Origin of the sequence: Pseudomonas antarctica, assembly GCF_001647715.1 — a bacterium.
Taxonomy (GTDB): Bacteria; Pseudomonadota; Gammaproteobacteria; order Pseudomonadales; family Pseudomonadaceae; genus Aquipseudomonas; species Aquipseudomonas antarctica_A.
This window is the reverse complement of the sequence record NZ_CP015600.1, coordinates 2,569,494-2,586,192: the sequence shown is the minus strand read 5'-3', so window position 1 is coordinate 2,586,192 and position 16,699 is coordinate 2,569,494. Positions and strand designations below refer to the sequence as shown.

At 61.5% G+C, this 16,699-nt stretch carries 12 protein-coding genes; 11 read left to right on the top strand and 1 reads right to left on the bottom strand.

From position 1 onward, the window contains the following. The first annotated feature begins 556 nt into the window (after positions 1–556). The 11 genes from A7J50_RS11995 (at position 557) to A7J50_RS11945 (ending at position 15,524) form a co-directional block, all read left to right on the top strand. Positions 557–838, top strand: coding sequence for a peptidylprolyl isomerase (locus A7J50_RS11995; RefSeq protein WP_010210937.1), 282 nt, complete (start codon positions 557–559; stop codon positions 836–838). 130 nt (positions 839–968) lie between these two features. Beyond that, positions 969–2,831 (top strand): extracellular solute-binding protein, encoded by a 1,863-nt coding sequence (locus tag A7J50_RS11990; protein WP_064451979.1) that lies wholly within the window; start codon positions 969–971, stop codon positions 2,829–2,831. Beyond that, entirely contained in the window at positions 2,831–3,889 is a 1,059-nt protein-coding gene (locus tag A7J50_RS11985; RefSeq protein ID WP_064451978.1) for a microcin C ABC transporter permease YejB, read from the top strand. Before A7J50_RS11990 ends, A7J50_RS11985 begins: the two co-directional genes overlap by 1 nt. Next, positions 3,889–4,911, top strand: coding sequence for an ABC transporter permease (locus tag A7J50_RS11980; protein WP_043050504.1), 1,023 nt, complete (start codon positions 3,889–3,891; stop codon positions 4,909–4,911). Before A7J50_RS11985 ends, A7J50_RS11980 begins: the two co-directional genes overlap by 1 nt. Before the next feature lie 10 nt (positions 4,912–4,921). Next, complete coding sequence (locus A7J50_RS11975) at positions 4,922–6,493, top strand: ABC transporter ATP-binding protein (RefSeq protein ID WP_064451977.1); 1,572 nt, start codon at positions 4,922–4,924, stop codon at positions 6,491–6,493. Between the two features lie 40 nt (positions 6,494–6,533). Beyond that, positions 6,534–7,931: a sigma-54 interaction domain-containing protein gene (locus tag A7J50_RS11970; RefSeq protein WP_064451976.1), complete on the top strand. Its 1,398-nt coding sequence runs from the start codon at positions 6,534–6,536 to the stop codon at positions 7,929–7,931. Between the two features lie 297 nt (positions 7,932–8,228). Continuing rightward, on the top strand, positions 8,229–9,620 hold the full coding sequence (locus A7J50_RS11965; RefSeq protein WP_064451975.1) for a GntP family permease: 1,392 nt from the start codon (positions 8,229–8,231) through the stop codon (positions 9,618–9,620). Positions 9,621–9,627: 7 nt separating this feature from the next. Next, positions 9,628–10,401, top strand: a complete 774-nt coding sequence (locus A7J50_RS11960) for a 3-hydroxybutyrate dehydrogenase (protein WP_064451974.1) — start codon at positions 9,628–9,630, stop codon at positions 10,399–10,401. A 171-nt stretch (positions 10,402–10,572) separates the two neighbouring features. After that, on the top strand, positions 10,573–12,531 hold the full coding sequence (locus tag A7J50_RS11955) for an acetoacetate--CoA ligase (protein ID WP_064451973.1): 1,959 nt from the start codon (positions 10,573–10,575) through the stop codon (positions 12,529–12,531). A 136-nt stretch (positions 12,532–12,667) separates the two neighbouring features. Then, positions 12,668–15,205, top strand: coding sequence for a PAS domain-containing protein (locus tag A7J50_RS11950; RefSeq protein ID WP_064451972.1), 2,538 nt, complete (start codon positions 12,668–12,670; stop codon positions 15,203–15,205). A 43-nt stretch (positions 15,206–15,248) separates the two neighbouring features. Then, positions 15,249–15,524, top strand: coding sequence for a peptidylprolyl isomerase (locus A7J50_RS11945; protein WP_003174397.1), 276 nt, complete (start codon positions 15,249–15,251; stop codon positions 15,522–15,524). 127 nt (positions 15,525–15,651) lie between these two features. On the opposite strand, the gene A7J50_RS11940 is transcribed toward A7J50_RS11945, so the two are convergent. Beyond that, on the bottom strand, positions 15,652–16,557 hold the full coding sequence (locus A7J50_RS11940) for a sugar kinase (protein WP_064451971.1): 906 nt from the start codon (positions 16,555–16,557) through the stop codon (positions 15,652–15,654). Positions 16,558–16,699: the final 142 nt, after the last annotated feature.

Genomic DNA, 16,699 nt, shown 5'->3' with positions numbered 1-16,699 from the left:
GAACCGCTGCGATGGCATCAATTGGGTATGCCTGATGTACCGAGGTGCCTGCATCGCAGGCAAGCCAGCTCCCACAGAAAAGCAGTTCTGCTTCTGCTGTGCTTTTGCCCTGCTTTCGCTTCTACCACTCAGGTCGGCTACCAGGCCGCCGTGCTCTGCTGTTGATCTTGATCTGACAGGCCCCGTTAACCACGATGGCCGAACGCAGGCTTGAATCCGTGGGTAACCCGGCAGGACGCCGGGTTAGCCGCACTGGGCCAGGGATGGCCCATTGCGGCGGCCCACGGATTCAAGCCGGAGTGCGGGCATGCCGAGCCCAGGCGAGGCACCGAGTGGTGGGGCAAAGCGTTTTTTGGTTACTTTTTTAGGCGCTTTGTAAAAAAGTGACCCGCCGTAAGGGCGGAACCCTAAGCCGCCGTTACCGCAGCAACGGATATGTACTCACCCAACCAGCCAACCACCCACCCACCCACCCAACAAAACATTGGAACTTTGCCAAGAAATAAACGCCTCAATCCGGTAGGCTCACCCTTTTTACATCAAGGAGTTACTCCCCATGGCCAAAGCCACCGCCCGTCACATCCTCGTTTCCACTGAAGACAAGTGCAACGAACTCAAAGCCCAGATCGAAGGCGGCGCCGATTTCGCAGAAATCGCCAAAGCCAACTCCAGCTGCCCATCCAGCCGCGACGGCGGCAACCTGGGCTCGTTCGGCCCAGGCCAAATGGTTAAAGAGTTCGACACCGTCGTCTTCAGCGCCCCGGTCAACACCGTGCAAGGCCCGGTGAAAACCCAGTTCGGTTATCACCTGCTGGAAGTCACCAGCCGCCAGGACTGATCCAGTCTGCGCTGCTGCTATAAACAACGGCCCGCCTTTTGGCGGGCCGTTGTGCATGGGGTGACGGGCGACGCTTAAGCCGTTAACGTACCCGTCCCTATTCTTCTTCACCTGGCGTTCAAGGCTGATAATGCGATTGGCTTTTTCCCTAAAACTCTTCGGCACTGCCCTGGCCCTTCTAATGGCCAGCACCGCCGCGATTGCGGCCCCGCAAACTTACTTGACCGTATACGGTGAACCCGCCAAATACCCTGCCGGTTTCACCCATTTCGACTACGCCAACCCTAACGCCCCCAAAGGCGGCAGCCTGCGCCGCTCGGCCATCGAGATCGGGCGTTTCGACCATGTGTTGCCGTATATCGACAAAGGCATCGGCGTCTCCCAGGTCGACGGCTGGCTGTACGCCCCGCTGGCCCAGCGTTCGCTGGATGAGCCCTACACGGTTTACGGCCTGGTTGCAGAGAAGATGGAACGCTCGGACGACGGCCTGTCGCTGCGTTTCTACCTCAACCCCAAGGCGCGTTTTGCCGACGGCAAGCCGATCACCGCCGAAGATGTGCGCTACAGCTTCGACCTGCTGATGACCCAAGGCAGCCTGCGCTTTCGCACCCTGTTCGCCGACGTCAAGCACGTCGAAGTCGAAGGCGAGCGCCAGGTGCGTTTTGACTTTTCCAGCAATGAAAACCGCACCCTGCCCCTGGATATCGCCACCTTGCCAGTATTCCCCGAACACTGGTGGAAAACCCGTGATTTCGCCAATGGCGGTGGCTATGAAGCCCCGCTGGGCAGCGGCCCGTACAAAATCAGCAAGATCGACTCCGGCAGCACCATCACCTTTACCCGCGACCCTGACTGGTGGGGCAAGGACTTGCCCGTCAGCCGTGGCCTGTACAACTTCAATCACCTGAGCCTGGAGTATTTCGGCGACACCGAAGTGGCCCGCCAGGTGCTGCGCGGCGGCGCCTACGACTTCAACCGCGAGTTCTCCGCCACCGGTTATTCCATCGGTTACAACGGCCCGGCCCTCGACGACGGCCGCCTGCAACGCGCGCACTTGGCCAAAGAGATGCCGCAACCGGCCCAGGGCTATGTGTTCAACGTGCAAAAGCCGATGTTCAAGGACCGCCGTGTACGTCAGGCGCTGGCAATGCTGTGGGACTTCGAATGGGCCAACCGCCAGATGATGCGCAATATGTACATCCGCCAGCAGAGCTACTTCTCCAATAGCGAGCTGGCGGCGAGCCAATTGCCGACCAAAGAAGAGCTGGCGATTCTCGAACCCCTGCGCGGGCAGATTCCAGACGAAGCCTTCACCCAGGTCTTCAAGGCGCCGATCACCGACGGCAGCGGCATGATCCGCGACAAGCAGTTACAAGCCCTGGCCTTGTTGGAAGAAGCCGGCTGGACACCGGACGGCGACAAGCTGGTGAATGCCCAAGGCGAACCGCTGGAATTCACTTTCCTCAATGCCCAGCCGGGCCTGGAACGTCTGTTGCTGCCGTACAAACGCAACCTCGCGCAGATCGGCATCACCCTGAATATCCGCCGCATCGACTCCTCGCAATACGTCAACCGCATGATGGCGCGCGATTACGACATGATCGTGATTGGCTTCCCGGTGACCACCTCACCCGGGATGGAGCTGTATAACTACTTCGGCTCCCAGGCAGCCTACGACCCCGGCGCCAATAACTACATGGTGTTGAAAGACCCGGCCGTCGACACCCTGATCAACGGCCTGGTCAAGGCCAACACCCACGCCCAGATGCTCACCTACGCCCACGCCCTGGACCGTGTGCTGCAATGGAGCTACCTGTGGATTCCGAATTACTACCCGCCCGGCACCTCCGCCGCGTGGTGGAACCGCTTCGGGCGCCCGGCCATCGCGGCCAAAAACGACGAAGCGCTGGAAACCTGGTGGGAAATCAGCCCCACGCCACTGACGAATGAGCAAATGGACGCCGAGTTGAAAAAACGCGCAGGTACACGCTGATGTTTGCCTATATCGTGCGGCGCCTGCTGCTGATCATCCCGACGCTGGTGATCATCCTGCTGGTGAACTTCGTGATCGTACAGGCCGCGCCCGGCGGGCCGGTCGAACAGGCTATCGCGCACTTGCAAGGGATCGGCGGGGGCGGCATCGGCGGTTCTTCCGGCGAAAGCATCAGCGGCTCACGCGCCAGCCGTGGCCTCGACCCCAAACTGATCAAGGACATTGAAAAACAATACGGCTTCGACAAGCCCGCCCCGGAACGCCTGTGGTTGATGCTCAAGAACTACGCCCAACTGGACTTCGGCAACAGCTTCTTCCGCGGCAAAACCGTGATCGACCTGATCCTGGAAAAAATGCCGGTGACCATTTCCCTGGGTTTATGGGCCACCTTGATTACCTACCTGGTGTCGATCCCCCTGGGCATTCGCAAAGCCGTGCGCCATGGCAGCAGCTTTGACGTGTGGAGCAGCACCGCCATCGTCATCGGCTACGCGATGCCGGCGTTCCTGTTTGCAATGTTCCTGATTGTGCTGTTCGCTGGTGGCACGTCGCTGAACTGGTTCCCGGTGCGCGGGCTGGTGTCGGAGAACTTCGATGAACTCAGCACCGTCGGCAAGATCGCCGACTACTTCTGGCACTTGGTGTTGCCGGTCACGGCGCTGGTGATCGGCGGGTTTGCCACCCTGACAATCCTCACCAAGAACTCATTCTTGAATGAAATCACCCGCCAGTATGTGGTCACGGCCCGCGCCAAAGGCTTGAGCGAACGACGCGTGCTCTACGGCCATGTGTTCCGCAACGCGATGCTGCTGGTGATCTCGGGGATTCCCCAGGCCTTTATCAGCGTGTTTTTCGCCGGTTCCCTGCTCATCGAAGTGATCTTCTCCCTCGATGGCCTGGGCCGCATGAGCTACGAGGCCGCCGTGTCCCGTGACTACCCGGTGGTGTTCGGCTCGCTGTTTATCTTCACCTTGTTCGGGCTCTTGATAAAACTCATCGGTGACCTCTGCTACACCCTGGTGGACCCGCGTATCGACTTCGCCGCGAGGAACGCCTGATGCTTAATTTATCCCCGGTGGCGCGTCGGCGTTTTGAGCGGTTCAAGAAAAACCGGCGCGGCTGGTGGTCGCTGTGGCTGTTTATCGGCCTGTTTATCCTGACCCTGGGCGGCGAATTGATCGCCAATGACAAACCGCTGGTGCTCAGCTTCAAGAACGAGCTGTATTTTCCGGTGTTCAAGCGCTACACCGAACAGCAGTTCGGCGGCCAGTTGCCGTTCCAGGCCGACTACCGCAGTGACTACGTGCAAAAGCTGATCAAGCAGGACGGTGGCTGGATGCTGTTCCCGCCGATCCCGTTCAGCGATGACACGCCCAACTACGAACTGACCCGCCCTGCCCCCAGCCCACCCTCGGCGGTGAACTGGCTGGGCACCGACGATCAGTCGCGCGATGTGCTGGCGCGGGTGATCTTTGGTGCACGGGTGTCGATCCTGTTTGCACTGGCGTTGACGGCAATCAGCGCCGCCATCGGCATTGCCGCCGGTGCCTTGCAGGGTTACTACGGCGGCTGGGTGGATCTGCTTGGCCAGCGCATATTGGAGGTCTGGTCCGGATTGCCGGTGCTCTACCTGCTGATCATTCTGTCGGGCTTTGTCGAGCCGAATTTCTGGTGGCTGCTGGGGATCATGGCGCTGTTTTCCTGGCTGGCCCTGGTAGACGTGGTGCGCGCCGAGTTCCTGCGCGGGCGCAACCTGGAATACGTCAAGGCCGCCCGCGCATTGGGCCTGGGCGACGGCAAGATCATTCGCCGGCATATCCTGCCGAATGCCATGACCGCCACCCTGAGCTACCTGCCGTTTATTTTGACCGGGGCGATTTCCACCTTGAGCGCCCTGGATTTCCTCGGCTTCGGCATGCCGGCGGGCAGCGCGTCGCTGGGCGAGCTGATTGCCCAGGGCAAGCAAAACCTGCAAGCGCCGTGGCTGGGCTTGACGGCGTTTTTCACCCTGGCGCTGATCCTGTCGCTGCTGGTCTTTATTGGCGAGGCATTACGTGATGCCTTCGACCCACGTTCATGAGTGACTGCAGATGAACCTGATCGAAATCCGCGACCTCAGCGTCGCCTTCAGCGGCCAGACCGTGGTGAGCAAACTGTGCCTGGATGTCCGCCCCGGCGAGTGCCTGGCACTGGTGGGCGAGTCGGGCTCGGGCAAGTCGGTGACGGCCCATTCGATTTTGCAATTGCTGCCCGAAGCCGGCACCGAAACCACCGGCTCGGTGAAGTACCGCGGCCAGGAGTTGATCGGCGCGTCGGCGAGCACGTTGCAAAAGCTGCGCGGCAACCGCATTGCGATGATCTTCCAGGAGCCAATGACCTCCCTCAACCCGTTGCACAGCATCGAAAAGCAAATCGGCGAAACCCTGCTGTTGCACAAGGGCCTGGGCGGCAAGGCGGCGCAGGCGCGCATCCTCGAACTGCTTGAACTGGTGGGCATCCAGAAACCCCAGGAGCGCCTCAAGGCCTATCCGCATCAGCTGTCCGGCGGCCAGCGCCAGCGCGTGATGATCGCCATGGCCCTGGCCTGCGAGCCGGAACTGCTGATCGCCGACGAACCCACCACCGCGCTGGACGTGACCGTGCAGCGCAAGATCCTGCTGCTGCTCAAGTCCCTGCAACAACGGTTGGGCATGTCGCTGCTGCTGATCAGCCATGACCTCAACCTGGTGCGCAGCATTGCCCAACGCGTGTGCGTGATGCGCGCCGGTGAGATTGTCGAGCAGGCCGACTGCCAGACGCTGTTCAACGCACCGCAGCATCCTTACAGCCGCCTGCTGCTGGATGCCGAGCCTGCCGGCAGCGCGCTGTGCAACGACGAACGCGAGACGGTGTTGCAGGTCGACAACCTGACCGTGCAATTCCCCCTCGGCGGCGGGCTGTTCCGGCGCAAAACTTACCTGCGCGCAGTGGACGGCATCAGCCTCAGCGTGCAGCGCGGCAAGACCCTGGGGATTGTCGGCGAGTCCGGTTCAGGCAAGTCGACCCTGGGCCAGGCGATCCTGCGTTTGCTGGATTCCACCGGCAGCATCCGCTTCCAGGGCGAAGCCCTCGACCCCCTGAACAACCAGCAAATGCGCCCGTGGCGCAAGCAGATGCAGGTGGTGTTCCAGGACCCGTTCGGCAGCCTCAGCCCGCGTATGTCGGTGCAGCAGATCATCAGCGAAGGCCTGGAAGTGCACGCGCCGTGCAGCCTGGCCGACCGCGATGCGCAGGTGATCCAGGTGCTCAAGGATGTGGGCCTCGACCCCGCCAGCCGTCATCGTTACCCCCATGAGTTTTCCGGCGGGCAGCGCCAACGCATCGCCATCGCCCGCGCCTTGGTGCTCAAGCCGGCGCTGATGTTGCTGGACGAACCCACGTCCGCCCTCGACCGCACAGTGCAAAAGCAGGTCGTGGCGTTACTGCGCGAACTGCAAGAGAAATACGGCCTGACCTACCTGTTTATCAGCCATGACCTGGCGGTAGTACGCGCCATGGCCCACGACATGATCGTGATCAAGGATGGCAAGGTGGTGGAGCGCGGCGCGAGCCATGATGTGTTCGAAGCGCCGCAGCACGCGTACACCAAAGAGCTTCTGGCGGCAGCGCATATTCCCTTGTAGGAGCGCGGCCCTCTTCATATTTTGTGTTGGCGGCGGGTGCATGAATAGCAACGAAAGCCTCAAGGATTACCAACGGGTTCGCGGCCTGGCTATCCAGTCGCTGTTCGAGATTATCGAGCAGTCCAGCGAAGGCACGGTGATTGTCGACCGTGACGCGAATATCGTGTGGATGAACGAGCGCTACGCCAAGCGTTTCGGGCTTAAAAGCGCCGACGATGCCATCGGCCAGCCTTGTGAGCAGGTGATCGCCAACAGTTTGTTGCGCCAGGTCGTGCGCAACGATCAGCCGATTTTGCTGGATATCCAGGACACGCCCAAGGGCCCGCTGGTGGTGATGCGCCTGCCGATTCACGACGATGCCGGCGCGGTGATTGGTGCAATTGGGTTTGCGTTGTTTGATGAGCTGCGCAACCTGTCGCCACTGATCGAGCGCTACCTCAGCATGCAGCAGGAGCTTGCTTCCACGCGTTCGTTGCTGCGTTCGCGGCAGAGCAAATACAACTTCGCGCACTTTATCGGCACCAGCGCGGCCAGCCTGGAAGTCAAGCGCCGAGCGCGGCGCAGTGCGAGCGCCGAGTCACCGGTGTTGCTGCTGGGCGAAACCGGCACCGGCAAAGAGCTGCTGGCCCAGGCGATCCATGGCGCCTCGCCGCGTGCGCACAAAGCCTTCGTCAGTATCAACAGCGCCGCGATTCCCCATGACCTGCTCGAAGCCGAGTTTTTCGGCACCGCGCCGGGCGCGTTTACCGGGGCCGACCGCAAGGGCCGCCCGGGTAAGTTGCAGATCGCCCAGGGCGGCACGCTGTTTCTCGATGAAATCGGTGATATGCCGCTGCCGCTGCAAAGCAAACTGCTGCGGGTGTTGCAGGAGAAGGAATACGAAGCGGTAGGCTCCAACGACATGCTGCATAGCGATGTGCGGGTGATTGCCGCCACGTCCATGGACCTGGAGGCGGCGATCAAGCGCGGTGAGTTCCGTGCGGATTTGTATTACCGGCTGAATGTGCTGCCGATCCAGGTGCCGCCCTTGAGGGAGCGACTGGATGATATTCCGGCGTTGAGCGAGGCGATTCTTGAAGAGCTGCGCAGCCAGCACGAACTGGACCGCGAGGCCCTCGCGCTGTTGGCGCAACATGCGTGGCCGGGGAATATCCGTGAGTTGCGCAATGTGCTGGAACGCGCAGCGTTGTTGAGTGATGACCTGGTGCTGGATGCCAGGGAGATTCGCGCGGCGATTGGGACGTTTAGCCCGGTGCAGCGTGACGCGGTGGAAACGCTCGAGGGCGAGACGTTTGCGGCGGCGCGGGAGCGGTTTGATCGGCAGCTGATTGCAGCGGCGCTGAAGGCCTGTGAAGGCAATGTGGTGGACGCGGCCAAGCGGTTGGGGCTGGGTAGGTCGACCCTGTACAAGAAAATGGTTGCCCTTGGCATCGCCTAGTCTCAAAACAGAGAAATAATTCTATCTATGAAGACAATCTAATGTGGGAGCGGGCTTGCTCGCGAATGCGGTATTTCAGCCAGCTCATCTAGCACTGACACACCGCTTTCGCGAGCAAGCCCGCTCCCACATTGGGTCTTCACCTGTCTCTAGATAGAGACAAAATTCTGACCCACCGATCTAAAATCAAATAATATTCTTATATTTCAACGCGTTAACGTGTTGGCACACATCTCGCTATAGCCCCTCTCCAAAGCACCACCCCACAACAATAACAATCCGATTTGGAGACACACCATGAGTGTGATCATTGCCCTGGCAGCCCTCGCGCTGCTGATGCTGGCGGCCTACCGTGGCTACAGCGTCATCCTGTTTGCCCCCATCGCCGCCCTCGGCGCCGTGCTGCTCACCGACCCGTCCGCCGTCGCCCCTGCCTTTACCGGGGTGTTCATGGAAAAAATGGTCGGCTTTATCAAACTGTATTTCCCGGTGTTCCTGCTCGGCGCGGTGTTCGGCAAGCTGATCGAGCTGTCGGGCTTTTCGCGCTCGATTGTTGCCGCCGCGATCCGTTTGCTCGGCACACGCCAGGCGATGCTGGTGATCGTGCTGGTCTGCGCCCTGCTCACCTACGGCGGCGTGTCCTTGTTTGTGGTGGTGTTTGCGGTTTACCCGTTCGCAGCAGAGATGTTCCGCCAGAGCAATATCCCCAAGCGCCTGATCCCCGCGACCATCGCCCTCGGCGCGTTCTCGTTCACCATGGACGCCCTGCCGGGCACGCCGCAGATCCAGAACATCATCCCCAGCACGTTCTTCAATACCACCGCCTGGGCTGCGCCGTGGCTGGGCTTGATCGGCACCATCTTCGTGTTCTGCACCGGCATGCTCTACCTGGCGCGCCAGCGCAACAAGGCGCAACGAGCCGGCGAAGGCTATGGCACCGAGCTGCGTAACGAGCCGGAAACCGCTGAAAACCTCACCTTGCCCAACCCATGGGTCGCACTGTCACCGCTGATTCTGGTGGGCGTGATGAACCTGCTGTTCACCCACTGGATTCCGCAGTGGTATGGCAAGACCCACAGCCTGAGCTTGCCGGGCATGAGCGCGCCGGTGACCACCGAGATCGCCAAGCTCACGGCGATCTGGGCGGTGCAGGCGGCGTTGCTGGTGGGTATCGTCATGGTGCTGGTGTTCGGCTGGTCGGCGATTCGCGACAAGCTCGCCGAAGGCAGTAAAAGCGCGGTAAGCGGTGCGCTGCTGGCGGCGATGAACACCGCGTCGGAATATGGCTTTGGTGCGGTCATCGCCTCGCTACCGGGCTTTCTGGTGCTGGCGGACTGGCTCAAGGGCATCCCCAATCCGCTGGTCAACGAAGCGATCACCGTGACCCTGCTGGCCGGTATCACCGGTTCCGCCTCGGGCGGCATGAGCATCGCCCTGGCGGCGATGTCCGAGAGCTTTATTTCGGCGGCCCATGCGGCCAATATCCCTCTTGAAGTGCTGCACCGGGTCGCGGCCATGGCCAGCGGCGGCATGGACACCCTGCCCCACAACGGCGCGGTGATTACGCTGCTGGCGGTGACCGGCCTGACCCACCGCGAAGCCTACAAGGATATTTTCGGCATCACGATTATCAAGACCCTCGCGGTGTTCGTGGTGATCGGTACTTTCTACGCCACCGGCATTGTGTGAGGTTTACATGACGAACTTGAACGGCAAGACCGCCCTGGTCACCGGCTCCACCAGCGGCATCGGCTTGGGCATAGCGCTGAGCCTGGCCAAGGCCGGCGCCAACCTGATCCTCAACGGCTTCGGCGACGCCAGCGCGGTGGTCACCCAGGTGCAGGCGTTCGGCGGCAAAGTCGGCCATCACCCGGCAGACGTCAGCGACCCGGCGCAGATCGCCGACATGCTGGCCTATGCCGAGCGCGAGTTCGGTGGCGTGGATATATTGGTCAATAACGCCGGCATTCAGCATGTGTCGGCGGTGGAGGATTTCCCGGTGGAACGCTGGGATTCGATCATCGCGATCAACCTGTCGTCGGTATTCCACAGCACGCGCTTGAGCCTGCCGGGCATGAAAGCCAAAGGCTGGGGGCGTATCGTCAATATCGCCTCGGTGCATGGCCTGGTCGGTTCGGTGGGTAAGGCCGCGTACGTGGCGGCCAAGCATGGCGTGATCGGCCTGACCAAAGTGGTGGGCCTGGAGACCGCCACCACCAACGTCACCTGCAACGCCATCTGCCCTGGGTGGGTGCTGACGCCGCTGGTGCAGAAGCAGATTGATGACCGTGCGGCCAACGGTGTTGATCCACAGCAGGCGCAGCATGATTTGCTCGCGGAGAAACAGCCGTCGCTGGAGTTCGTGACGCCGCCGCAGCTGGGTGAGTTGGTGTTGTTTCTGTGCAGCGAGGCCGGCGCCCAGGTGCGCGGCGCGGCGTGGAATATCGATGGCGGCTGGCTGGCTCAGTAAGCCCCGCTATTCCAAACGCAGGAGATTTAAAATGTGGGAGCGGGCTTGCTCGCGAAGGCGGAGTGTCAGCCAGCAAGTTTGTAACTGACCCACCGCATTCGCGAGCAAGCCTGCTCCCACATTGGCTCAGTGTTGTTGGGTAGATTTCATCTAAGAACAAGAGATTGCGCAATGTCCGAGATCCTCTGGCAACCCTCCCCCGAACGCATCGCCAACACGCGGATGGACCAGTTCCGACGCTTCATCAACGGCCGCTACAGCGTTCAGTTGCCGGACTACCCGGCCCTGCACCAGTGGAGCATCGACCAGCGCCCCGACTTCTGGCAGGCCATCGTCGCGTTCTTTGACGTGCAATTTCGCAGCCCGCCCTCGGTGACGCTGATCGAAGACCGTGAAATGCCCAGCGCCCAGTGGTTCCCTGACGCTACCCTGAACTTTGCCGAACATTTGCTGCGCCGCCGCGATGATCACCCGGCGGTGGTCGCTATCAGCGAAGACGGCCAGCGCGAACAACTGACCTACGCCGAACTGGCTACCCACGTCGCCGGCCTGCAAAACAGCCTGCGCGCAGCGGGTGTCGGCGTGGGCGACCGCGTGGCCGCGTGCATGCCCAACACCTGGCAAACCCTGGTCGGCATGCTCGCCACCACCAGCCTCGGTGCGATCTGGTCCTGTTCATCGCCGGACTTCGGCACCCAAGGCGTGATCGACCGTTTCGGCCAGATCGAACCCAAGGTGCTGATCACCTGCGCGGGTTATCGCTACGCCGGCAAGACCATCGACCAAAGCACCAAGCTGAATGAAATCCTTGCACGCCTGCCCTCCCTGCAACAGTTGATCATCGTGCCGTATGCCCGGCCGCAGGCGACAGCCGAGGACTATCAGACCCAGGCCAGGGTCGCGCTGTGGAGCGACTTCTATCAACCTGGCGGCGAACCTGAGTTTGTCGCCGTGCCGTTCAATCACCCGCTGTACATCCTCTATTCCAGCGGCACCACCGGCGTGCCCAAGTGCATCATCCACGGCACCGGCGGCGTGCTGCTCACGCACCTCAAGGAACACGGTCTGCATGCCGACCTGTCGCGGGCTGACTGCCTCTTTTACTACACCACGTGCGGCTGGATGATGTGGAACTGGCTGGTGTCGGTGCTGGCCCTCGGCGCGACGGCCGTACTGTATGACGGTTCGCCCTTTCACCCGGGCCCCGAACGGCTGATCGACCTGATCGATGCGGAGAAAATCAGCGTATTCGGCACCAGCCCGAAATTCCTCGCCACGCTGGAAAAAGCCGGCCTGCAACCGCGCCTGAGTCATGATTTGAGCAGCCTCAAAGGGCTGATTTCGACTGGCTCGCCGCTGTCGCCGCAGAGCTACGACTACGTGTACCGCGACATCAAAGGCGAGCTGTGCCTGTCGTCGATGTCGGGCGGCACCGATATCGTCTCCTGCTTTGTCATCGGCAACCCGGTGCTACCGGTACGGCGCGGTGAAATGCAGTGCAAGAGCCTGGCAATGGCTATCGAAGTGTGGGACGACCAGGGCCAGCCATTGATTGGGGAAAAAGGCGAACTGGTCTGCACTCGGCATTTTCCGGCGATGCCGATCGGGCTCTGGAATGACCCGGATCAGCAGAAACTGCGCGCGTCTTATTTCAGCCAGTTTCCCGGTGTATGGGCCCAGGGCGACTACGCCGAACAGCGCCCCAATGGCAGCCTGTTGATCCATGGTCGCTCCGATGCGGTGCTCAACCCGGGTGGCGTGCGCATCGGCACGGCGGAAATTTATCGCCAGGTGGAAAAGGTCCCGCAGGTCCTGGAAAGCCTGGCCATCGGCCAACGCTGGCAGGACGATGTGCGGGTGGTGCTGTTTGTGCGCCTCAATGACGGCATTGAACTGGATGACGCCCTGGAGCAACAGATTCGCCAGGTGATTCGCGCCAACACCACGCCGCGCCATGTGCCGGCGAAGATCCTCGCCGTCAGCGATATCCCGCGCACCATCAGCGGCAAGATCGTCGAACTGGCGGTGCGCAACGTGGTGCACGGTGAGCCGGTAAAAAACACTGACGCGTTGGCGAACCCGGAGGCACTGGCACAGTTTCGTGACCGCCCGGAGCTGGCACAAGGATGAAAGGTTTCAGCCTGTAAGCACTCATTTGAAGACAAAACCCCAATGCATGCTATTTTTCGAGGGGTAGTCAGCCGTTCCCGTGTCGCGGGATAATCGGCTTTGTCGTATTTCAAAGTGTCGGGTTTAGGGCTTTTTCATGAAAGTAACATCCACCGGAAGCGAAGCCGTTGCATTGATTGCGCGGCTGGACTGGGCGCAAAGCCCCCTCGGTGAGGCCGATGACTGGCCGCAAAGCCTGCGCACAGCCGTCGATATCGTGGTCCACTCGCCGATGCCGATGCTCCTGCTGTGGGGCAGCCAGCTCACGCAGCTCTACAACGACGGCTTCGCCGCGCTCGCGGGCAACAAACACCCCGGCGCCATGGGCCAACCCGCGCATGAGAGCTGGCCGGAGCTGGCGAGCTTCACCGCCCCGATCTACGACGCCGTCCTCACCGGCCAGGTGCGCACGTTCACCGAACAGCGCTTCGTCCTGCAACGCAACCACCGCGACACCGAAATCTGGCTCGACCTGACCTACAGCCCGGTCCGCGACGAAAGCGGCGCCGTCGCCGGTATTCTGGTCACCGCCATCGAAACCAACGAGCGCCGCAGCAAAGCCATCGAACTGCAACAGCGCTCCGATGACAGCCTCAAGGCCCAGCACAGCACCGAACAACGTCTGCAATTGGCGCTGGCCGCCACCGATGCGGTAGGTACGTGGGATTGGGACATCGGCGAAGACCGCTTTATCGCCGACGCCCACTTCGCCTATTTGCATGGCGTCGACCCGAGTGACGCCGGCCTGCTGCCCATCAGCGACTACCTGCAAGGCGTCCATCCCGAAGACCGCGGCATGGTGGCGCGCAGCATCAAGCACTGCATCACTTTCGGCACCGAATACGCCGAGGAATACCGCTTGCTGCAAGCCGATGGCCAGGTGCGCTGGGTGTTCGCCCGTGGTCGCTGCTACAAAGACCCGCAAGGCCGCCCGGCACGCTTCCTTGGCGCCGCGCTGGACCTGACCGAACGCAAACACACCGAGCACGCGCTGCGCCAAAGCCAGACCGAGCTGCAATTGATCATTAACGCCATGCCGGTGCTGATTGGCTACGTCGACCACGAACAGCGCTTTCGCCTGAACAACAGCGCCTACCTGGACTGGTATGGCATGACGCCCCAGGAGCTGTACGGCAAAACCATCCGTGAGGTGATCGGCGACGAGTTGTATGCCGGTCGCGAAGACAAGATCGCTGCCGCGCTCAAGGGCAAGGCCTGCAGCTTCATGACCGTTACGCCGCATCACGACGGCCGGCCGCGCCACGCGTTGATGAAGTACCTGCCACGCTTCAGCAATGACGGCTCGGTGAACGGTTTCTATATCTTTGTCATCGATGAGACCGAACGCAAACTCACCGAAGAGGCCTTGCGGCACCTCAACGAGAACCTGGAAGAGCGCGTCGCCCAGCGCACACAGGCGCTGGCGGAGGCCAACCAGCGCTTGCAAAACGAAATGTTTGAACGCGAGCGCGCCGAAGATGCGCTGCGTCATGCGCAGAAAATGGAAGCCGTGGGCCAGCTTACCGGCGGCATTGCCCATGATTTCAACAATATGCTGACCGGGATTATCGGCAGCCTGGACCTGATGCAGCGCTATATCAGTGCCGGGCGCAGCGACGAAATCGGCCGCTTTACCGACGCCGCGGTGTCTTCCGCCCATCGCGCGGCCGCCCTCACCCATCGGCTGCTGGCGTTCTCCCGCCGCCAGTCGCTGGACCGCCGCCCGCTTGATCCGAACCAGCTGGTGGTGTCCCTGGAAGATTTGTTCCGGCGAACCAAGGGCGCGCATATCACGCTCAAGGTGCAACTGGGCCGCGATATCTGGCCCGTGAATACCGATGCCAGCCAGTTGGAAAACGCCCTGCTCAACCTGGTGATCAACGCGCGCGACGCGATGCCCGACGGCGGCGAATTGCTGATCGAAACCGCCAACAGCTACCTCGATGGCAGCGATATCACCACCCTCGAACCGGTGAAGGCCGGCGACTACGTGATGCTGGGCGTGTGCGACAACGGCACCGGCATGGCACCGAAGATCCTGGCCAAGGCGTTCGACCCGTTTTTCACCACCAAGCCTATCGGCCAGGGCACAGGCCTTGGGCTGTCGATGATCTATGGGTTTGCCCAGCAATCCGGTGGCCACGTGACGATTCAAAGCGAACCCGGCCAAGGCACCTGCGTGCGCCTGTACCTGCCGCGCCTGCATGGCACCGCCCTGGAAAGCCACCTGCCGCAACATCTGAGCGAAGCCCCGTTGGCGCTGGCCGGTGAGTCGGTGGTGGTGGTCGAGGATGACCCGGCGGTGCGCATGCTGGTGATCAATGTGCTGGATGAGTTGGGTTACACCGCACACCAGGCCGCGGACGCACGCACGGCGCTGCCGTTGCTGGAGTCGGATTTGCGCGTGGACCTGCTGGTGACCGACGTCGGCCTGCCGGGCATGAACGGCCGACAACTGGCGGAAATCGCCCGTCAGCACCGGCCGGGCCTGCGCGTGTTGTTCATGACCGGTTACGCCGAAAAAGCCGCCGAGCGCCAGGGCTTCCTGGAGGACGGCATGGACATGGTCGCCAAGCCGTTTTCCATTGACCTGCTGGCGACAAAAATCCGCAGCATGATCAGCGTCGACGAATGAGTTCAGGCATAATCGCGCGCCGCCGCACACCTGGTAGAAATCAATGAAAGCCCAAGCCCGTCACATTCTGGTGAAGACCAGCGAAGAAGCCGAACAGCTCAAGCAGCGCATTGCCAAGGGCGAAGCGTTTGATGTGCTGGCCAAGAAATACTCGACCTGCCCGTCCGGCAAGCGCGGCGGTGATTTGGGTGAAGTGCGGCCAGGGCAGATGGTCGGGGCGATTGATGCGGTGATCTTCAAAAAGCCGGTGAAGGTGGTGCACGGGCCAATCAAGAGCAAGTTTGGCTATCACCTGGTGCAGGTGTTTTACCGCGACTGAGGGTTTGGCGTTAGACCGCTTTCGCGAGCAAGCCCGCTCCCACATTTGATTGCATTTCAACTGAAGGAATGCCGTCAATGTGGGAGCCGGGCTTGCTCGCGAACCGCCGCAGGCGGCCATTCACCGACTATCTTGGGATCAGTGCACCCGGTACTTGAATCACCCGGCTCGCCAACCGATGCCCAGCCAAGGCCGCCGCCTCTGGCGAACCACCCTTCAGCCGACTGGCCAAATACGCCGCACTGAACGAATCCCCCGCCGCCGTCGTATCCACCACCTGCTCGACCTGCAACGCCGGCACGGCAAAGCGCTCGCCTGCGCAACGGATCAAACACGCATCCGCCCCACGCTTGAGCACCACTTCCTCAATGCCCGGGTACGCCGCAAACACCTGCTCAGTGTCGGCATACCCAAACAATGCACGTTCGTCATCCTCGGTCAGCAAGGCGATATCCACCTCGGCCAACACCGTGTGATACGCCGCGCGCGCCGCCTCGACACTGGCCCACAGACGCGGCCGGTAGTTGTTGTCGAACACCACCTTGCCGCCGCGCCGGCGGGTTTCAATCAGGCTTTGCAGTAAGCGCTCACGCCCGATTTCACCGAGCACCGCCAGGGTGATACCGCTGAAATACACCACGGCGTAATCCGGCAAGGCCGCCAGGATCGGTTCGGCGGCCGGCGTGGTGAAGCAATCACGCACTGCGGCTTCATTGCGCCAATAGAGGAATTTGCGTTCGCCGTTGGCGTCCGTCTGGATGCAATACAACCCCGGCAAACGGCCGGGCAAGCGCTGAACCCTGTCCAGGCCCAGGCCTTCGTCGCGCCACTGTTGGCACATGGCATCGCTGAAACTGTCATCGCCCAACGCGGTGACGTAGTCGACCGTGCCGACAGCGCCCAGCTCGCGGCGCAGGTACACCGCCGTGTTCAGGGTGTCGCCGCCGAAGCTCTGATGCAGGCTGCCGTCGGCGCGGTGCTGCAGTTCGATCATGCATTCGCCGATCAGGGCGATGCGCGGTTGTGTGTTCATGCCTTTAATCTCTGGTGTGGCTGATGACCCCTTCGCGGGCAAGCCCGCTCCCACAGTTGACTGCATTCCTTCAGATACAACGCGGTCAATGTGGGAGCTGGCTTGCCTGCGATGGCCGCTAATCTCTGGTGTGGCTGATGGC